Source organism: Streptomyces sp. NPDC031474 (genome assembly GCF_055581185.1).
Genome location: NZ_JBVIJX010000027.1, coordinates 40,535 through 57,147, shown reverse-complemented (window position 1 = coordinate 57,147; position 16,613 = coordinate 40,535). Strand labels below are relative to the sequence as shown.

Annotated in this window: 13 protein-coding genes and 1 tRNA gene; 9 read left to right on the top strand and 5 right to left on the bottom strand. The window is 69.4% G+C overall.

Annotated features, from left to right (window positions below):
• Positions 1 to 7 precede the first annotated feature (7 nt).
• Positions 8 to 772: a hypothetical protein gene (locus tag ACZ5SK_RS41725; protein WP_457495601.1), complete on the bottom strand. Its 765-nt coding sequence runs from the start codon at positions 770 to 772 to the stop codon at positions 8 to 10.
• Positions 773 to 981: 209 nt separating this feature from the next.
• On the opposite strand from ACZ5SK_RS41725, the gene ACZ5SK_RS41720 reads away from it, so the two are divergent.
• Positions 982 to 1,055 (top strand) — tRNA-Met (locus ACZ5SK_RS41720).
• A 56-nt stretch (positions 1,056 to 1,111) separates the two neighbouring features.
• Here the strand turns inward: ACZ5SK_RS41720 and ACZ5SK_RS41715 are convergent.
• A complete protein-coding gene (locus ACZ5SK_RS41715) occupies positions 1,112 to 2,218 on the bottom strand; it encodes a TniQ family protein (RefSeq protein ID WP_457495602.1) in 1,107 nt (368 codons plus the stop codon).
• Between the two features lie 105 nt (positions 2,219 to 2,323).
• On the opposite strand from ACZ5SK_RS41715, the gene ACZ5SK_RS41710 reads away from it, so the two are divergent.
• The 3 genes from ACZ5SK_RS41710 to ACZ5SK_RS41700 all read left to right on the top strand — a co-directional run bounded on the left by ACZ5SK_RS41710 (position 2,324) and on the right by ACZ5SK_RS41700 (position 7,993).
• Positions 2,324 to 4,696 (top strand): helicase associated domain-containing protein, encoded by a 2,373-nt coding sequence (locus ACZ5SK_RS41710; RefSeq protein ID WP_468577542.1) that lies wholly within the window; start codon positions 2,324 to 2,326, stop codon positions 4,694 to 4,696.
• Positions 4,697 to 4,892: 196 nt separating this feature from the next.
• Positions 4,893 to 5,393, top strand: a complete 501-nt coding sequence (locus ACZ5SK_RS41705) for a hypothetical protein (protein WP_457495604.1) — start codon at positions 4,893 to 4,895, stop codon at positions 5,391 to 5,393.
• 158 nt (positions 5,394 to 5,551) lie between these two features.
• Positions 5,552 to 7,993, top strand: a complete 2,442-nt coding sequence (locus tag ACZ5SK_RS41700) for a helicase associated domain-containing protein (protein WP_468577540.1) — start codon at positions 5,552 to 5,554, stop codon at positions 7,991 to 7,993.
• 223 nt (positions 7,994 to 8,216) lie between these two features.
• Here ACZ5SK_RS41700 and ACZ5SK_RS41695 read toward each other — a convergent pair whose 3' ends face one another.
• The 3 genes from ACZ5SK_RS41695 to ACZ5SK_RS41685 form a co-directional block, all read right to left on the bottom strand.
• Positions 8,217 to 9,986, bottom strand: coding sequence for a phosphatidylglycerol lysyltransferase domain-containing protein (locus ACZ5SK_RS41695; RefSeq protein WP_468577574.1), 1,770 nt, complete (start codon positions 9,984 to 9,986; stop codon positions 8,217 to 8,219).
• A gap of 56 nt (positions 9,987 to 10,042) precedes the next feature.
• Positions 10,043 to 10,765, bottom strand: coding sequence for a class I SAM-dependent methyltransferase (locus ACZ5SK_RS41690; RefSeq protein ID WP_457495606.1), 723 nt, complete (start codon positions 10,763 to 10,765; stop codon positions 10,043 to 10,045).
• 466 nt (positions 10,766 to 11,231) lie between these two features.
• Complete coding sequence (locus ACZ5SK_RS41685; protein ID WP_457495607.1) at positions 11,232 to 11,861, bottom strand: TetR/AcrR family transcriptional regulator; 630 nt, start codon at positions 11,859 to 11,861, stop codon at positions 11,232 to 11,234.
• A gap of 226 nt (positions 11,862 to 12,087) precedes the next feature.
• Here ACZ5SK_RS41685 and ACZ5SK_RS41680 point away from each other — a divergent pair, with 226 nt between their 5' ends.
• From ACZ5SK_RS41680 to ACZ5SK_RS41660, 5 genes are all read left to right on the top strand, one after another.
• Positions 12,088 to 13,293: a cytochrome P450 gene (locus ACZ5SK_RS41680; RefSeq protein ID WP_468577538.1), complete on the top strand. Its 1,206-nt coding sequence runs from the start codon at positions 12,088 to 12,090 to the stop codon at positions 13,291 to 13,293.
• Positions 13,294 to 13,636: 343 nt separating this feature from the next.
• Positions 13,637 to 13,843: a hypothetical protein gene (locus ACZ5SK_RS41675; protein WP_399708230.1), complete on the top strand. Its 207-nt coding sequence runs from the start codon at positions 13,637 to 13,639 to the stop codon at positions 13,841 to 13,843.
• 95 nt (positions 13,844 to 13,938) lie between these two features.
• The gene (locus tag ACZ5SK_RS41670; protein WP_457495609.1) at positions 13,939 to 15,168 is read left to right on the top strand and encodes a cytochrome P450; all 1,230 of its coding nucleotides are present in this window, start codon (positions 13,939 to 13,941) and stop codon (positions 15,166 to 15,168) included.
• A gap of 75 nt (positions 15,169 to 15,243) precedes the next feature.
• The gene (locus tag ACZ5SK_RS41665) at positions 15,244 to 15,441 is read left to right on the top strand and encodes a ferredoxin (protein ID WP_468577537.1); all 198 of its coding nucleotides are present in this window, start codon (positions 15,244 to 15,246) and stop codon (positions 15,439 to 15,441) included.
• Positions 15,438 to 16,613, top strand: a complete 1,176-nt coding sequence (locus ACZ5SK_RS41660; protein WP_468577536.1) for an NAD(P)/FAD-dependent oxidoreductase — start codon at positions 15,438 to 15,440, stop codon at positions 16,611 to 16,613. Before ACZ5SK_RS41665 ends, ACZ5SK_RS41660 begins: the two co-directional genes overlap by 4 nt.

Genomic DNA, 16,613 nt, shown 5'->3' with positions numbered 1-16,613 from the left:
GCGGTCATCACGCGGTGGGCAGGCCCGGAAGCCGGTCGTAGGCTGGATCGCCGGGGAAGACGACGGACTCGATGTGCTGCGGCGGGATCGCGTTGCGGTAGAGGACGTCGGCGTTGGCAGGGGCGTAGCCGATGGCCTTGCCGACGAAGGTGTGCACCACCGATTTGAAGACGAGGTGCCTGCCGGGACTGGCGAGATCCACGTAGGCGGTGACCAGCGTGGGTCGGCCCAGGCTGCGCAGTCTCTGAGCAAGACCGGCAGGGTCGTCGCAGTGCTGCCAGTAGATCGCCTCGCCGCCCCAGAAGGACAGCAGCCGCCACGCCCCGTCGATGTCGTGGGCGGTGGCCTCGGCCGAGAGAGTCAGGCAGACCTGACCCTCTCGACTTCCCATCCTCTGCCTCCCCGGGGCGACCATGCTCTGGGAGCGCAGTACCTCCCGCTCAGCGGCGGTCAGATAGCCCCGCTCATGGGCCTGGTTCAGGCGGTCATCAACGAGAGCGGCATCCAGGGGGCGCAGGCCATGGGCACGAATCGCATCGGCCTCGTGGTCGAGCAGCCTGGTGCAGTGCTGCGCCCGCAGCAGGTGACCGCGGAGCAGGTCGAGGATCTGCGCCTCCCTGTCCTCCAACTCCAAGTCGACGTACAGCTCCGGCTCATCCAGTTCGGCTTCGTCGGCGATCTTGTGGATGAGATCTGCCAGCGGCCCGGGCCAAGTGGCGGGGCTGTCCACATCCACGACGGGCCGGCTGGTGGCGGCGTGAGCCAGTGTCATGGCGAGCCAGTATCCCATGCCGGACCAACAGGCTCCGGACCGGGAAATGAGTCACGAGACCCGGACGATGAGCGGGGCCAGCGCGCCGGACGCCGCAACTACGGCCAGGTCAGGCCGACCTCGAGGGGCCAGAAAGATCCGGAACACACGACCCCGGCCCATAATGGTCTCCAGCGCCCGCCGCCCTGACGTACGGTGGTGTTCACCGACGCGGGGTGGAGCAGCTCGGTAGCTCGCTGGGCTCATAACCCAGAGGTCGCAGGTTCAAATCCTGTCCCCGCTACTGCAAGGTGGAGGGCTCACAACCGTACGGTTGTGAGCCCTCCACTCTTATGACGCCTACATGTCGGCGGCCGCCATGCCCAACTGCCAGGGCAGGCACGAGCGTTGGCTCACCGGACCGGTCCGTGACGCGATCCGGCTGTGCCCCGCCCCAAGCAGCAGCCCGCTTCCGCCCGCCGGACCGGACGGCGCGGGCACCCCCCTACGGTGGCGCCCCAGCCACATCAGCAGCGCCTGACGCCCTTCAGCCACGTCCACCCCCCACCCGGCCATCAACTGCTCCACGCCCGCAAGCCATCGGGACCGGTCCGCCGTATCCCGCCGCCCCGCCCGTTCGAAGTCCAGCATGGCGCCCGCGAGTTCCGCGACTTCCGGGTAGATCACCAGTGGGGCCGCCCGCATCTCCCGCGCGTCCAGCCCAGCCGTCCAGGCCCGCCGCACCCAGCACACCGTGTCCGGCATCCGCGTCCACCAGTACACCGCCACCTGGAAGGCATCGGCGAACAACTCCTCACCGGGCCGCCCCCACTCTGCGGCCAGCTCCTGCCGTACGCGCTGCGCGGTCACCGTCTCGGGCAGCTCGGCAAGCCGCACGAAGTCCGGACCACGACCGCGGGAGTCGTCCGACCAGTAACCGTGCCGCAGACAGACCTGCCAGCTGTCCGGCGACATCAGCCACACCGTCTCACCGACACCCAGGGCATCAGCGCACAACGGGCAGTACCGCACGAGGTGCCCCGCCACAGGCTCCCAGCGCCACCTCCACTGCGCCGCCTCCAGGCCGGGCAGCAGGTGTTCCGCGCCCAGGCTGGGCAGATCCTGCTGCAGAAGACCAGCTGCCCGGTCAGCAAGGACAGCCAGATAGCGCAGCCCAGCCTCGTTCATGTACATCTCGGTGGACTGCGGGTACTTCTCCACCCGCTCGGGGTACGCGGATGCCTCGCCCTGCCCGACGCGGTCGAGGAAAGCAGCCAGGCTCAGGCAGTTGGCGTGCGCGAGCCGGTTCACGAACGACCCCGTCGACTCACCCGGCACCGGCCTCACACGCAGCGGCAGCGGCCAGCGAGGCCCGTACAGACCGGGATCGTCCAGCACCGCTGCCCTTCCACCGAAGCCGCCACCACGGTCACCGTGACCGGCCCGCCAGGGGCTGGTCAAGAGCACCAGCACTCGTTCGGGTGAACCCCGGCAAATGCCCAGTCATCGCCCAGCACACCCATCTCACCCTGTGAACCAGGTGCACGTGCACACCGTCACCGGGGGAGGACCATGGCCACGACGACGCGCATCCGCCCGGACACGACCGCCCCCGCGACCGCCTCGCGTCTGAAGACCCGCCTGCGCGGAGGCCAGCAAATCGCCGTCGACACCTCCGCCAGCAGCTTCATCGAGGGCTACCGCCGCGTCGGCGTCTACATGGCCACCGGCACCGGAAAGACCTTGGTAGCCCTGCATATCGTCCAGGAAACCGCGCCTCAAGGCGCCTCCCTGGTGGCAGTCCCCTCCCTGCGACTCCTTGAACAGACCGCCGCGAAATGGCACAGCGAAGGACGTCCCGGCCGCTACCTCGGCGTCTGCTCCTCAAGCCACCCGGCAGACCCGTACCTGGCCGGCATCCTCACCATGGTGGGCACCGCCGACGACCTGGCCTGGCAGGCAGCCGACACCCCAGGGCCGCTCAACGTGTTCTGCACCTACGACTCCCTGGACAAGGTCGTCGAAGCCCACCGCGACTTCCACCTGCCCCGCTGGGACGTCGTGATCGCCGATGAAGCCCACCGCACCGCCGGTGACTACAACAAACCCTGGGCCCGCATCCACCACGACGACCAACTGCCCGCCCGCCATCGCCTCTACATGACCGCGACGCCCCGCATCTTCGACGAGAAGAAAGCCCGCGAAAAGGGCCTTAGCGCCGACACCGTCATCGCCTCCATGGACGACGTGAGCATCTACGGGCCCGTCGTCTACCGCATCTCCCTGAGAGAGGCGATCGACGAGGGGCTCCTCGCCGACTACCGCATCGCTGGCGTCGTGATCAGAGACGAAGACCTGCGAGGCCTCCTCAACCGGCTCCCCGCACACACCTGGACCGGCGAAGCCTTGCGTGCCGCAGCCGCCCAAGTCGCCCTGCTGGTCGCCCAGCACCGCTACGACCTGCGCCGCACCCTGACCTTCCACCCCTGCATCGCCGCAGCGGACGTCTTCGCCGAAACACTCCACGAGACCGCGGCCCTCATGCCCCCGGCCTACCACGCCCCCCTGCAGGTCGGCACCGTCAACTCCCGGCAGAGCCCCTTCGAACGCCACAAGAACTACACCGACTTCGCCTCCGCGCCCCTCAACACCCCCGCCTCACAGCAGCCGCCCCGCCGGGCCGTCCTCACCAACTGCCGCTGCTGCGCCGAAGGCGTCGACATCCCCGCCATCGACTCTCTGCTCTTCGCCCACCCCAAGACCAGCAGCATCGACATCGTCCAGTCCATCGGACGCGCACTGCGCCAGACCCCAGGCGACAACAAGATCTCCACCATCGTCATCCCCATCTACATGGCACCCGGCGAAACCCTCGAGGAGGCCGTCAAGAAAACCGCCTTCCACCTGATCTACAAGGTCCTCATCGACCTCGACGTCTACGACGAGCACACCTTCCACCTCGTCGACCACTTCCGGTACCCGGCCGACCCCGCCGGACCCCAGATCGCCCCGCCCCCGGAGCGCGCCGACGAGATCATCCCCGTTCTCGACCTGAACGACGTCATGGCCCCCAACCGCGTATGGGAGGCCGCCTTCGAAGTCGCCACAGACTTCCACCTCCAAAACGGCCACCTCGACGTCCCCAGCCGATACCTCCACGACGGCCGCTTCTACCTCGGCTGGTGGATCGGCGCACAACGCTCCATGCGCAACAACGGCCTGCTCCTGCCCGAACGCATCGCAGCGCTCGACACCCTCGACATGATCTGGGAGCACCCCCCGCACAGCATCGAGCGCAAACTCCTCATCGCCCGCGACTACGTCACCCGCCACGGACACCTCGCACCCCGGTGGGCCGAACACCACCAAGGCCTGCACCTGGGCCGCTGGCTCGCCGACAGCCGAAAGGAAGCCAACACCCGTCGCCTGCCCCACTGCTACCAGCGGGCCCTGAACGAGATCTACCCCTGGTGGAACGCCAAAGGCAGAGCCGAATGGAAACGCACCTACGCCCGCGCCCACGCCGCCGCCCGCGACAACACCCTGGTTTTCCCCGGCCCGCACCAACTCACCGGCGCCGCCCCTGTGCTGACCCAATGGCTGGCCGAACAGATCGACAACCTCGACAGGCTCGAGACCTACCAGCGCAACCTCCTGGGCGACCTCCCCATCGAGCACCCCCTGGCCCTCCTGCTGCGCCGCCCGCGCGGCGCTTCCCAACGGGCCTTCGCCCGAGGATTGCAGGCCGCCTACGCCTACCGCCGCCGCCACCATCACCTGGACGTTCCCTACAACTACACCTGTGAGGACGCCGCCGCCTTCGCCCTGGGAAGGTGGCTCGCCGAGAAGCGGCGTTTTCCGCAGGCCCTCTCGCGAGAACAACTGGATGCCCTGGAAGCCCTCGACATGCGCTGGATCTCACGCCACCGGCACCGCACACCCTGAACCCGCCGTACCAACCGGCAGACCACGGGACCACGGGCGTCCCTCCGCTCCGGCCCCCCCGCACGAACAGCTGCACCGGATCCTCCCGGCAGCGCCCGCCGCCCCGGGACCCGAGCCCCGGCTGACATCACCAGACGTACCGCAGCCCAAAAGCACGAAAGAACCGAACGACCTCAATCAGGAGTACTCCGGCATCATGACGACACCGCCCCACTCGCCCGGCCGGCTGCCTGTCTTCAACATCGGCCTCACCCACGTCACGCTCCCCACCTCACAGGTACAGGTCAACCGCCTGACCAACCGCAGCAACGAAATCACTCTGGGCACCGACGTGATCGTGATCGTGGTGAGCCCCGCCACCCACCTGGCCGAGACCGACGTCGATCCAAGCCGCTTCATCTGGCCGACCTGGCGGGGAGAGACCATCCCCGAGGCCCACCAAAAGTGGAAGGCAGTCTTCGCCACCCAGGACCGCACCTTCAGGGGCCTCTACTACGAGGACCCCACCCAGGAAGAGACGCAGACTTTCCGCGTCCCCAATACCGTTCTGTCCGACGCGATGTGGAAGATGCTTCAGAACGAGCCCTGCGCGGTCCTGTGCACTGGCCTCACCGGGGACCCCTCGGCGGCCGAAATCACGACCGCCCTCGAAGCAGGAATGCTCCAAGCAGTTCTGGTGGAAGCCCTGTTCGCCTAGCCTCCAGACCAGCCCCGCGGCATCCCCTAACGTTGCACGACACGACCCCCGCCCGACCGGTCCAGCCCGCAAGCCCCCGCAACACCACTCAGCGAAGGACACCCGACACGATGGATCTCGCCGGCCACCGCTCCATCGCGCACTGAGGATCTTGTTTCATGCCCTCCGAGGAGCCCATCGCCGAGATCGCCGCCGTCACCGCCTCCCGCACCCGCCCCGCCCGGCTCCCCCTACGCCCGGACCAGCAGCGGGCCGTCGACAGCGCGGCACGTCATCTAACACGCGCACACACTCGCGGGCACATGGTGTCGGCCTGCGGCACAGGAAAAACGCTCACCGCGCTGCGGACCGCCGAAGCCCTTGACACCCGACACCTGCTGATCGCCGTGCCGAGCCTGGACCTCATCTCGCAGTGGGCCCGCACAGCCCGCAACGACGGACGCCCAGAGCCGATGATGGCCGTCTCGTCCCTGGCTGCGGCCAAGCACCCCGTCCTGGCCGGAGCAGCGGTCCACAGCACCAACAATCCGGAATTCCTGGCGACCTGGCTGGCCCGGCACGAGCAGGCCACCGTCTTCGTCACGCTCGACTCCCTCCCGAAGATCGAACAGACCCAGCACACCCGCGCTCCCGCCCCGACCTTCGACCTGCTGATCGTGGACGAGGCACACCGCACCGCAGGCAGCTGGGACAAGGACTGGACCGTCCTGCACGACCACACCCGCATCCGAGCCCACCGCCGGCTCTACCTGACCGCCACCCCCTACGAATGGGACCCGCCCCGCCTGACAGAAGCACCCACCACCCGCCCCCAGCCCAAACGCACCGCCACCACCGCCCCCGCATGGGACACTCCCGCCCTCGTCGCCTCCATGGCAGACACCAAAACCTTCGGCACCCGCCTGCACACCTACACCCACGCGGACGCCATCGAAGACGGAGTTCTGGCCGACTACCAACTGGTCGTCCCCACAATCACCGACACCCACCTGCGCACCGTACTCACCACCCCCCGGGCACACTCCGGCTTCGGCCCGACCGCACGCCGCACCACAGCACTGCACCTGGCGGTCCTCAAAGCGATGACCGAACACGACCTCCACCACGTGATCGTGTACTTCCAGCAGGTCGCCGACGCCACCGACTTCGCCCGCCAGTTCCCCCACACCCTGCGCACTCTCTCCGAAGACCAACGGCCCGCCTGGGCTAGCGACCTGGTCGTCCAGTCGATCAACGGCACCCACAACCCTGGCCAGCGGCACGACATCCTCACCGACTTCGCCACCGCCGACCGCGCCGTGCTGACCAACTCCCAAGTGCTGGGGGAGGGCATCGATCTGCCGGCCGTCGACGCAGTCGTCTTCGCCGACCGCACTGCCAGCGTCCGCCGCATCGTCCAAGCCCTCGGCCGTGCCCTGCGTAAACCCCCCACCCAGGCCACGAAGACCGCCAGCCTCGTCATCCCCGCCTACATCCCCCACGGCGCCGACCCCACCGACCTCCTCGGCACCCCCTACGAAGCCCTCTGGCTCGTCACCGCCGCCCTGCGACACCACGACCAGACCATCGCCGCCCGTGCCCCCCGCACCACCGCCAAACGCCGCCTCGAGCAGGGCACCCGCACGCTCCTGGCCCGCCGCTTCCGCTTCGACTTCACCCTCGACCCCGATGCCATCGCCCGGGCAATGGACCTGATCGCCTGGCCCGCCGACAACGCAGCCCTCTCCGCCCCACGCCGCGCAGGCCTGGCGGCCGCCACACGCTTCCACACCGAACACCACCACCTGCGCGTCCCCACCGACTACGAGGACGCCTACGGCTACCGGCTCGGCACCTTCATCGCAGGCCAACGCACCGCCCGCAGGCAAGGCATCCTCACCGAGGACTGGATCACCGAACTCGACGCGCTCGGCATGATCTGGGACGACCATGAAGCCGTCTGGCAGGGCCACCTCACCACCGTCACCGCCTTCCACACCGAGCACGGCCACCTCGCCATCCCCCTCGACCAACCCGGCGGACAGTTCCTCGTCAGCCAGCGAGCCCTCGCCCGCAACAACCGCCTCCACCCCGACCGCCAGGTCCAGCTCGCTGCCCTGGACCCCCACTGGACCCTTCCGCACGGTCCCGACTGGCACCGCAAATACCACGTCCTGCGACGCCACATCGAAGCCGGTCACAGCCCGACCACGCTGCGCCGCGACACGGTGATCGACGAGGTGAAGGCGGGAAGCTGGCTGCACCGCCAGTTCTCCACCTGGAACCAGCTCGCCCCCGGACAGCGCGACCTCCTTGCCAGCCTGCAACTGACGCCAGCCGCCGCCCCTCTGCTTCCTACGCGACAGATGAGGCAGCCCCCCACGAAGCGGCCTCGTCGTTCCTTCGAGAAGACCGCGCAAATCCTTCGGCTCTTCGTCGAGCGCTGGAACCGCCCGCCGGGCGCCCGGGAATGGGTCGATGTCGACGGAGAGCGCATCATGATCGGACCGTGGCTCTGCAAGGCCCGTGCCAGAGCGAATGCCGGCCGGCTCAGCGAAGAGCAGGACCGGTTGATGGCCGAGATCCTCCAGGCGGACTGGAACGGCTGCGCCCCCGAATAGCACTCCGGCGCTGCTGAGAAGCCGCCGAGGATCCGCTGATCTCGCTGCGGCACTCCCGCACAGGCTTCTCCTTTCGCACAGCCGAGCGAGAGGTGCGCCTTGACGGGGTCGGCGAACCGGGGCGCGAAATTCGCCGCCTGCCGCGCGAGGCCGACACCGGTCACGTCGGACTCGCGGCGGCTGTTCGAGCCTGCCGATGGGGCCGTGCGAGTCGTGCTGCGGCCTATGTCCCGCTGCTCTGCGCCACCGTGTGCGCACACGCGCGGGCCGCGGCGGTGCGACGGCGCAGGAAGCGGGGGAGGGGGAGGGTGACGAAGCCTTCGGCCTGCATGGCGGCGAAGCCGATGCGGGGCAGATCGGCGGAGGCGCGGTAGACGACGAAGCGGGGCTCCCAGCGGGGCTGGAACTTGGCGTTGAACTTGTAGAGGGACTCGATCTGGAACCAGCGGGAGAGGAAGACCAGCAGGCCGCGCCAGGCGCGCAGCACCGGGCCCGCGCCCAGCCTCTCGCCGCGGGCGAGGGCGGAGCGGAACATGGCGAAGTTCAGCGACACGCGCGTGATGCCGAACTTCGGTGCGGCCTGGAGTGCGGCGACGATCAGCAGTTCGTTCATGCCGGGGTCGGCCGAGCGGTCGCGTCGCATCAGGTCGAGGGAGGCGCCGTCGGGGCCCCAGGGCACGAAGTGCAGGATCGCCTTCAGGTCGCCGTACTCGCCGGGGGCCTCGTCGGCCTTGTGGGCGGTGGCGATGAGGCAGTCGGCGTCGGTGGCGTCGCCGACGCGGCCGAGGGCCATGGAGAAGCCGCGCTCGGTGTCGGTGCCGCGCCAGTTCTCCGCGGCATGCCGGACGCGCTCGAGTTCGGCCTCGCCCAGGTCACCCACGCGCCGTACCCGGGTCTCGTAACCGGCGCGTTCGATGCGTTTGACCATCTGGCGCACGTTGCGCATCGCGCGGCCGGCCAGGGAGAAATCCGCGACGTCCACCACCGCCTCGTCGCCCAGTTCGAGGGCGTCGAGGCCGGTCTCGCGGGTCCAGACCTCGGCGCCGGTCTCGGAGCAGCCCATGACGGCCGGGGTCCAGGAGTGGGCCTTGGCCTCGTCCATGAAGCGTTCGATGGCGCCGGGCCAGGCCTCGACGTCGCCGATGGGGTCGCCGCTGGCGAGCATCACTCCGGAGACGACGCGGTAGGTGACGGCGGCCTTGCCGCTGGGGGAGAAGACGACGGCCTTGTCGCGGCGCAGCGCGAAGTGTCCGAGGGAGTCGCGGCGGCCGTGCTTGTCCAGCAGGGCGCGCAGCCGGCTCTCGTCGTCCTCGGTGAGGCGGGCGGCCGGGTGCTCGGGGCGGAAGGCGAGGTAGATGGTGGTGACCGCCGTGAGCAGGCCGAGGGCGCCGAGGGAGAAGCCCACCGTCCAGGAGGTGGTGGGGCCGGTGTATTCGACGGGGCCCTCGAAGCCGGACAGTCCGTACAGCACGTGCGTGATGCGATCCGTGAGGCTCGGGTCGCCGACCATTCGCCGGCCCTGGACGCTGACGATGACCAGGCCGAGCAGCATCGAAGCGGCACCCCACAGAATGAAGTTGGCAAGGGCGCGCCAGCGGCTGCGCGGGTCGGGCAGGGCGGCGAACTCACGGCGATGGCGGATCAGCAGCGTCAGCAGAACCAGTGAGATGAGCATGCCGAAGGCAGAGTGCCGGTCGGTGAACTGCGACACGGCGCCGACCGGAAGCAGTACGACGGCGGCCCGCCAGGCGCGGCGCTTGCGGCGGCGCAGCCCGTGTGCGAGCAGGAGCAGCAGAAGACCGGCGCTGAGGGAGAGGGCGGCGGCGAACGGACCGAGCGCGCCCGGCAACACCTCCGCGACCGTGTGCACACGGCTGTGCCGGAACCGTGCGAAGACGCCGGCCAGCACGTCCAGTACTCCGATGAACGCACAGGCCTTCGCGATCAGAGCGGGAACGGCGTCGGGGCGGGGACCGCGGACCACTCGCCGCAGCCGGGGACGCGACGGCGTACGCGACCTAAGCGCAGCGCGGATCTCGGACAGAGCGTTCACCGGCTCACTCCGTCCCGTGTCTGCTGCTGGTCGTCGGGGCAGACGCAGGGCCGTTGCAGCTGCCAGACGTTGGCTGGAAGCAGGTTGGCCCACACGGTCCGGCGGCCGGTGGCGTAACTGCACTGGTAGGCAGTCATGACTTCGTTCACGGCGGCGCGGCGGCGTGCCTCGGCGCGTGACGTGGTCAGGGCACGGACTGCGTGCGCGCCCACGTGGGTGAAATAGGTCAGGGTGCCGCCCGGATGCAGCAGTTCCATGGAGCGGGCCATGATGCGCTCGACCTGTACCGGGGTGAACGTGCTCAGCGGCAGACCGGAGACGATCACGTCATAGCGGTCGTCGGCGTCGAGGTCCTCGACGCACGCCCGGCGGACGGTCACGGGCCGGGGTCCGCCTGCCGGGGCGGGGTGCGTGGCGACGAGGTGGCGCAGTTGCGCGGCGACGCGCGGATCGGTTTCGACGACGTCCAGGCGGCTGCCCCGGGACAGTTGGGATATCAGGGAGCGAGTGACCGCTCCCGTGCCGGCACCGGCTTCCAGCACGGCCAGCGGGCGGGGTGCCTGGACCCGCACGGGTTCGGTCAGGGCCCGGGCCAGCGCGTTTCCGCTGGAGGCGGCAGCGCCGGGCCGCAGATCGCGGGCCGTTTCGATCAGGAACATCCAGCCTTCGGCGTGGCGCTGCGCCAGGACTCGGTCGTGGGAGGTGGTCCAGCCGTTCATGGGTTCGACGGTAGAAGCTGGCCCTCCCCATCGGATCCGTCGTTCTGCGACGTTCTCCCCCTACGAAAGTAGGGGCCGTCGAGCAGATGTTGGACAGACAGCCGCAGCGCTCAGCGGTTCCTCTCGGGTGCGGCCCGTCGTCGTTGATCAGGTTGCTCTGAAGCGTTGCTGGGACGGCACCTCGTGGCGCTCCGTACCCGGGAACACCCCCCGTGCTTGCAAAATCCCTCGAGTCGGACCGCAGCCACGGCGGCCCCGCCGAGGGAACCGCAGGCGCCCGCGAGGCATGGCTGCCCGGCCGTGGAGGCGTCCGGCTCCTCGGCGAGCACCCGCGTCCCTGAAGAGGTGAAGGCCCCCGCGAGTCACCACGGGCTCGTAGGGCACACACCACCCACTCGTGACTCGCGTTCATGACCGACAGTTCCCCGGGGGCCGGGTTCCCCGGTGGGCGCCTTCGGCCCTCGCGTCAGATCGGCCAGTTTCGGGGTTGCGATGACGGCCGCAGCGCAACGGACTCGGGAAGAGGGGTCGCCGCCGCCGGTGACAGCCCGTCGAGGATGAGGGAGAGGTAGCGGCGCCAGCCGTCGCTGGCCGGGTCCATGGTCCACAGCAGGCTGAAGAGCATGGCCATGATCCTGGGCAGGTCGTCCGGTACGAGGTCGGCGCGGATGCGTCCGGCCTCCTGGGCGCGCTGGGTGAGGAGGGTCAGCGATGCGTAGTACGGGCCGATGGCGTCGGAGATGACGGCGCCGGCGTTTCTCGCGGCGGCCAGGGTGTTGTGCTCGCGGGCGGCCATCGACATGGCGGCATCGATGACGGAGGTGAGGGCGAGTAGCGGGTCGTCATCGAGGAGTGCCTGTTCGATGGCGGGAGCGATGTACTCGGCGATGCCCTGCTCTAAGGCGGCCTTGGCGAGGACGGCCTTGTTGGGAAAGCGCCGGTAGAGCGTTCTGATGCCCACTCCGGCGTGCTGGGCGATCTCGTCCAGTTGTGCGTCGGGGCCGCTCTCGGCGAAGACCTCGCGGGCGGAGCGCAGGATCCGCTCGGCGTTGCGGGCTGCGTCGGTCCGCAGGAGTCGCTCGGAATCGGTGGCCACGAGGACAAGATACCAAGAGGCAGTTGACTGCCACTTGCATCAGGGGCACCATGGAAATGGCAGTCAGCTGCCAGTTATGACATGCCGACTCGCGGACGATCCGGTGAGTGGCGGACTCGGAGCGCTGCGCACGGCCCCACGCGTAGTGCCTCTGCGCTCCTCGAGCAGTCACGACAGCCCGCTCACCAGTACCTCGGCGCCTTCCCACGACGCTCCAGGAGGTTTCATGTCCACCACTACCGGCACCGATGACGCCATCGGTCTTCCCGAGTTCCCCGCTGACCGCGACGCGCGCTGCCCTTTGGCCCCCGCCCCCGAGTACCGGGAGTGGCGTGAGACGTGGGGTCTGCGCCGCGTGAACTTCAGGGGCCACGCCGCCTGGGCCGTGAGCCGGTATGAGGACGTCACGGCCGCGATGACGGATCCGCGGATCAGCGCCGAGGTCCCGATACAGCAGATCAGCATGGGCCCCGCCGCCCAGATGTTCGTCCGGATGGACGATCCCGAACACGCCCGGCTGCGCCGCATGCTGACCAAGGACTTCACCGTCAAACGGGTCCAGGCCCTGCGCCCGCGGATCGAGGAGATGGCGAACGAGTTCATCGACACCATGGTTGCCTCCGGCAGCCCCGCGGATCTGGTCCAGGCGTACGCGCTGCCCATTCCCTCCCTGGTGATCTCGATGCTGCTGGGGGTGCCCTACGACGACCACGTCTACTTCCAGGACATCACCTCCGTCCTGATGAGCCGCACCGCCACGGAGGAGGAGAGACAGAAGGCCAGAGGGTCGCTCTTCGGCTATCTGCTCGACCTCATCGGAAAGAAGGAACACGAACCGGACGACGCCCTGATCAGCCGCGTCACGCGCGAGCACATCCAGCAAGGGCAACTGAGCCGCGAAACCTTGGCGATGAACAGCTTCATCCTTCTCAACGCCGGGCACGAGACGTCCGCGAACATGATCGCGCTGGGCACCCTCGCGCTGCTGGAGAACCCGGCCGCGCTCGCGCGGATCCGCGACACCAACGACCCGAAGGTGGTCTCGCGCGCGGTGGAGGAACTCCTGCGCCACCTCACGGTCGTGCACAGCGTGGTCACCCGCATGGTCACGGAGGACATCGAGATCGGCGGCCAGCTCGTCCGCGCCGGTGATCTCCTGGTCATGAACCTCTCGGCGGCCAACTGGGATCCCGGCTTCGTCAGTGACCCCGAGCGCCTCGACATCGACCGCGACGCCCGCGGACACGTGGCCTTCGGACACGGCGTGCACCAGTGCCTCGGACAGGTCCTGGCCCGTGCCGAACTCGAGATCGCCCTGCCCGTGCTCCTGCGCCGGCTGCCCGGCCTGAGGCTCGCGGTGCCGCCCGAGGAGATCAGGTTCCGCAATGACATGAGCATCTACGGCGTCCACGCGCTGCCGGTCGCATGGTGACACAACCCGAGCGCCCTGCCGCACGAAAATCACGGTCACCTGCTCCCCACGGGCGACCGAGCATGACCCCACCGGCCCCTGGCCTCTCCCGGCTGCCCGCACCCGGCCTGCACGCTCGATTCGTGGAGGGAGCCGCACACCGCATCGGGGTCAACGCCGTCGCCCCGGTCGCCGCCACCCGCATGCTCGCGGGAGCCCTGGCGAACGCGCGGACCGGCGGCGCGGACAGCCGCCCCGTCGATCCGGCGGACCTGGAGAGGATGAACACCCTCCCCTCACCCGCAGCCTCGATCCGGCGCCGACCTCGCCCACGGTCGCCTTCCTGGCCCGAGAGGACTGCCCGGTGTCCGGCGAGATCTGCACCGCGGGCGCCGACCAGACCGCGCGGTTCTTCGTCGGCCGGACGCGGGGCTACCACAACCCGGCACTGACGGCCGAGGACGTACGCGACCACCTCGACCTGATCCGGGACGAGACCGACTCCTTCGTCCCCGCGGACCCCGGCGCGGAGATGGCCCATCTGCTGCGGCGTGCCACACATAAGCCATGAGCAGGCGCCTTGCACGCCCTGCTCCGCGATTCCCGCAGGCCCCCACTGCGCCTGCGGCGAACCGTGCTCGTCCACACATCCCCACAGGAGTAACCATGACCACGGACACTGAACAGGCCCAGCCGAACGACGATACCGACCTTCCCGACTACCCTGGCACCCGTTCCCCCGGCTGCCCCTTCGATCCGCCCCCCGTACAGGCCGGTTGGCGGCGCGCCGACGGGCTGACCCAGGTGCGGCTGGGCAACGGCCGCATCGCCTGGGCGGTCACCCGGTACGACGATGTCAAGCAGCTACTGGGCGATCCGCGGCTCAGTGCCGACGGACGTCGCTACCCGCAGCTGATGGAAACCCAGCAGCACGGCAAGCAGCCGCAGACGTTCCCGCGGATGGACGACCCCGAGCACTCCCGCATCCGGCGCACGCTCACCGGCGAGTTCACGGTCAAGCGGGTCGAGGCGATGCGGCCGCAAGTCCGGTCGATGGTCGACAGGTTCCTGGAGGAGATGATTGCCGCAGGATCGCCGGCGGACCTCGTGCACGCGTACGCCCTGCCGATTCCGTCCCTGGTGATCGCGCTGCTGCTCGGGGTGCCCTACGACGACCGTGCCTTCTTCCAGACACGCAGTGCCGTCCTGATGCGCAGGGGAGTCCCACAGGAGGAGAGGCAAGCGGCGAGCGGTGAACTGTTCGACTTCCTCCTGGACCTGGTGAAGCGCAAGGAGCGCGAGCCGGAGGACGACCTCATCAGCCGGATGGTCACCGAGCGGGTGGTCACCGGAGAACTGACCCCTCTCGACGTGGCCATGAACAGCATGATCCTCCTGCACGCAGGGCACGAGACCACCGCCAACATGATCGGGCTGGGCACGCTGGCCCTGCTGGAGAACCCCCGGCAGGCCGCCCGGATCCGCGACACCGATGACCCCAAGGTGGTCGCTGTCGCCGTCGAGGAACTCCTGCGGTACCTGACGATCGCCCAGGACATGCTCGTACGCGTGGCGACCGAGGACCTCGTCGTCGGCGGTCACCTCGTGCGGAAGGGCGAGATGCTGGTCTCCGGTCTGCCCTCTGCCAACCGGGACGGCGTCTTCGAAGGCGCCGACGCCCTGGACCTCGACCGCGACGCCCGCGGACACCTGGCCTTCGGATACGGCGTCCACCAGTGTCTGGGCCAGTCCCTCGTCCGCGTGGAACTGCAGGAGGCCCTGCCCGCGCTGCTGCGCAGGCTGCCGGATCTGCGTCTGGCCGTACCGCTGGAAGAGGTGCGTTTCCGCCACGACATGGTGGTCTACGGGGTGCACGAGCTGCCGGTTGCCTGGTAGCCGCAAGGCCACTTCTGAGGAACCACGTCCTGAAGCCTGAAGTCCCCACCCCCTGAAGAACCGAGGACAACAACCATGCGTGTGGAGCTGGACGAACCGAAATGTGTCGCGGCCGGGCAGTGTGTGGTGGCCGCCCCCGCCGTGTTCGACCAACGGGACGAGGACGGCGTCGCCGTGGTGCTGGAGGAGCACCCCGCCGCCGAACTCCTCGACAGCGTGCGGGAAGCCGTGGCCGTCTGCCCGGCTGCGGCGATCCGCCTGGCCGAGCTGTGAAACGGATCGTGGTCGTCGGTGCCTCGGCCGCCGGTCTGGCGGCGGCCGAGACACTGCGCCGGGAGGGCTACGACGGCAGGCTGACTCTGGTCGGCGACGAACCCCACCCGCCCTACGACCGGCCGCCGCTGTCCAAACAGGTCCTGTCCGGGGAATGGGACGCGGGCATGACGGCCCTGCGCACTCAGGAGGACCTCGCCGCCCTCGGCCTCGACCTGCGGCTCGGCGTCGCTGCGACCGGGCTCGACCCCGCCACGCGTGTGGTGCGGCTGGCGGACGGCAGCACCGTGCCGTACGACCGCCTGGTCATAGCGACCGGCGTACGGCCACGGCGCCTTCCCGGCGACCGTGACGCCCACGTCCTGCGCACCCTCGATGACGCGCTCGCCCTGCGGGAGAGGCTGAAGCCGGGCAGCCGTCTGGTGGTGGTCGGCGCCGGATTCCTCGGCGCCGAGGCCGCAGCCGTGGCGTGCCGGCTCGGCGTGGAGGTCGCCCTGTTGGAGCCTGCCCCGGTGCCGCTGGCCCATGCGGTCGGCACCGACGTCGGGAGGGTGCTTTCGCAGGCCCACCACGACCATGGTGTGCACCTGCGCACCAGGGTCACCGTGACGGAGGTGACCGAGCGCGGCGTGCGCCTGGCGGGCGGCGAACTAGTCGGCGGGGACGAGGTGTTGGTGGCCATCGGCTCGCTTCCCAACACCGAGTGGCTGGGCGGCAGCGGACTGCCGGTGGCCGACGGCGTGCTCTGCGACGAGTACTGCCGGGTCGCGCCGAACGTGTACGCGGCCGGGGACGTCGCCCGATGGCACAACCCGCTCTTCGGCACACCGATGCGGATCGAGCACCGTACCAACGCGGCCGAACAGGGCATGGCCGCCGCCCGCAACCTGCTCCACCCCGAGACACGCAGACCGTTCGCGCCGGTGCCCTACTTCTGGTCCGACCAGTACGGCATGAGGATCCAGGCGTACGGATATCTGCGTGGCCACGACGAAGCGGCCGTCATGGAAGGCGACTTGAGCGAGCGCCGGTTCCTGGCCGCATACCGCACCGGCGAGACGCTGACCGGAGTCCTCGCCATCGGCATGCCGCCCAAGGTCATCCGCCCGTGGCGCCAGGCCATCGCCACCGGCACCTCCTGGCGCGCAGTCCTGGCCACCAACGCGCTCTAG

Excerpts from the sequence above, each read along its gene's own strand:
- ACZ5SK_RS41725 (WP_457495601.1), bottom strand. The coding sequence starts at position 772 with ATGACACTGGCTCACGCCGCCACCAGCCGGCCCGTCGTGGATGTGGAC.
- ACZ5SK_RS41710 (WP_468577542.1), top strand. The coding sequence starts at position 2,324 with ATGGCCACGACGACGCGCATCCGCCCGGACACGACCGCCCCCGCGACC.
- ACZ5SK_RS41705 (WP_457495604.1), top strand. The coding sequence starts at position 4,893 with ATGACGACACCGCCCCACTCGCCCGGCCGGCTGCCTGTCTTCAACATC.
- ACZ5SK_RS41700 (WP_468577540.1), top strand. The coding sequence starts at position 5,552 with ATGCCCTCCGAGGAGCCCATCGCCGAGATCGCCGCCGTCACCGCCTCC.
- ACZ5SK_RS41690 (WP_457495606.1), bottom strand. The coding sequence starts at position 10,765 with ATGAACGGCTGGACCACCTCCCACGACCGAGTCCTGGCGCAGCGCCAC.
- ACZ5SK_RS41680 (WP_468577538.1), top strand. The coding sequence starts at position 12,088 with ATGTCCACCACTACCGGCACCGATGACGCCATCGGTCTTCCCGAGTTC.
- ACZ5SK_RS41670 (WP_457495609.1), top strand. The coding sequence starts at position 13,939 with ATGACCACGGACACTGAACAGGCCCAGCCGAACGACGATACCGACCTT.
- ACZ5SK_RS41665 (WP_468577537.1), top strand. The coding sequence starts at position 15,244 with ATGCGTGTGGAGCTGGACGAACCGAAATGTGTCGCGGCCGGGCAGTGT.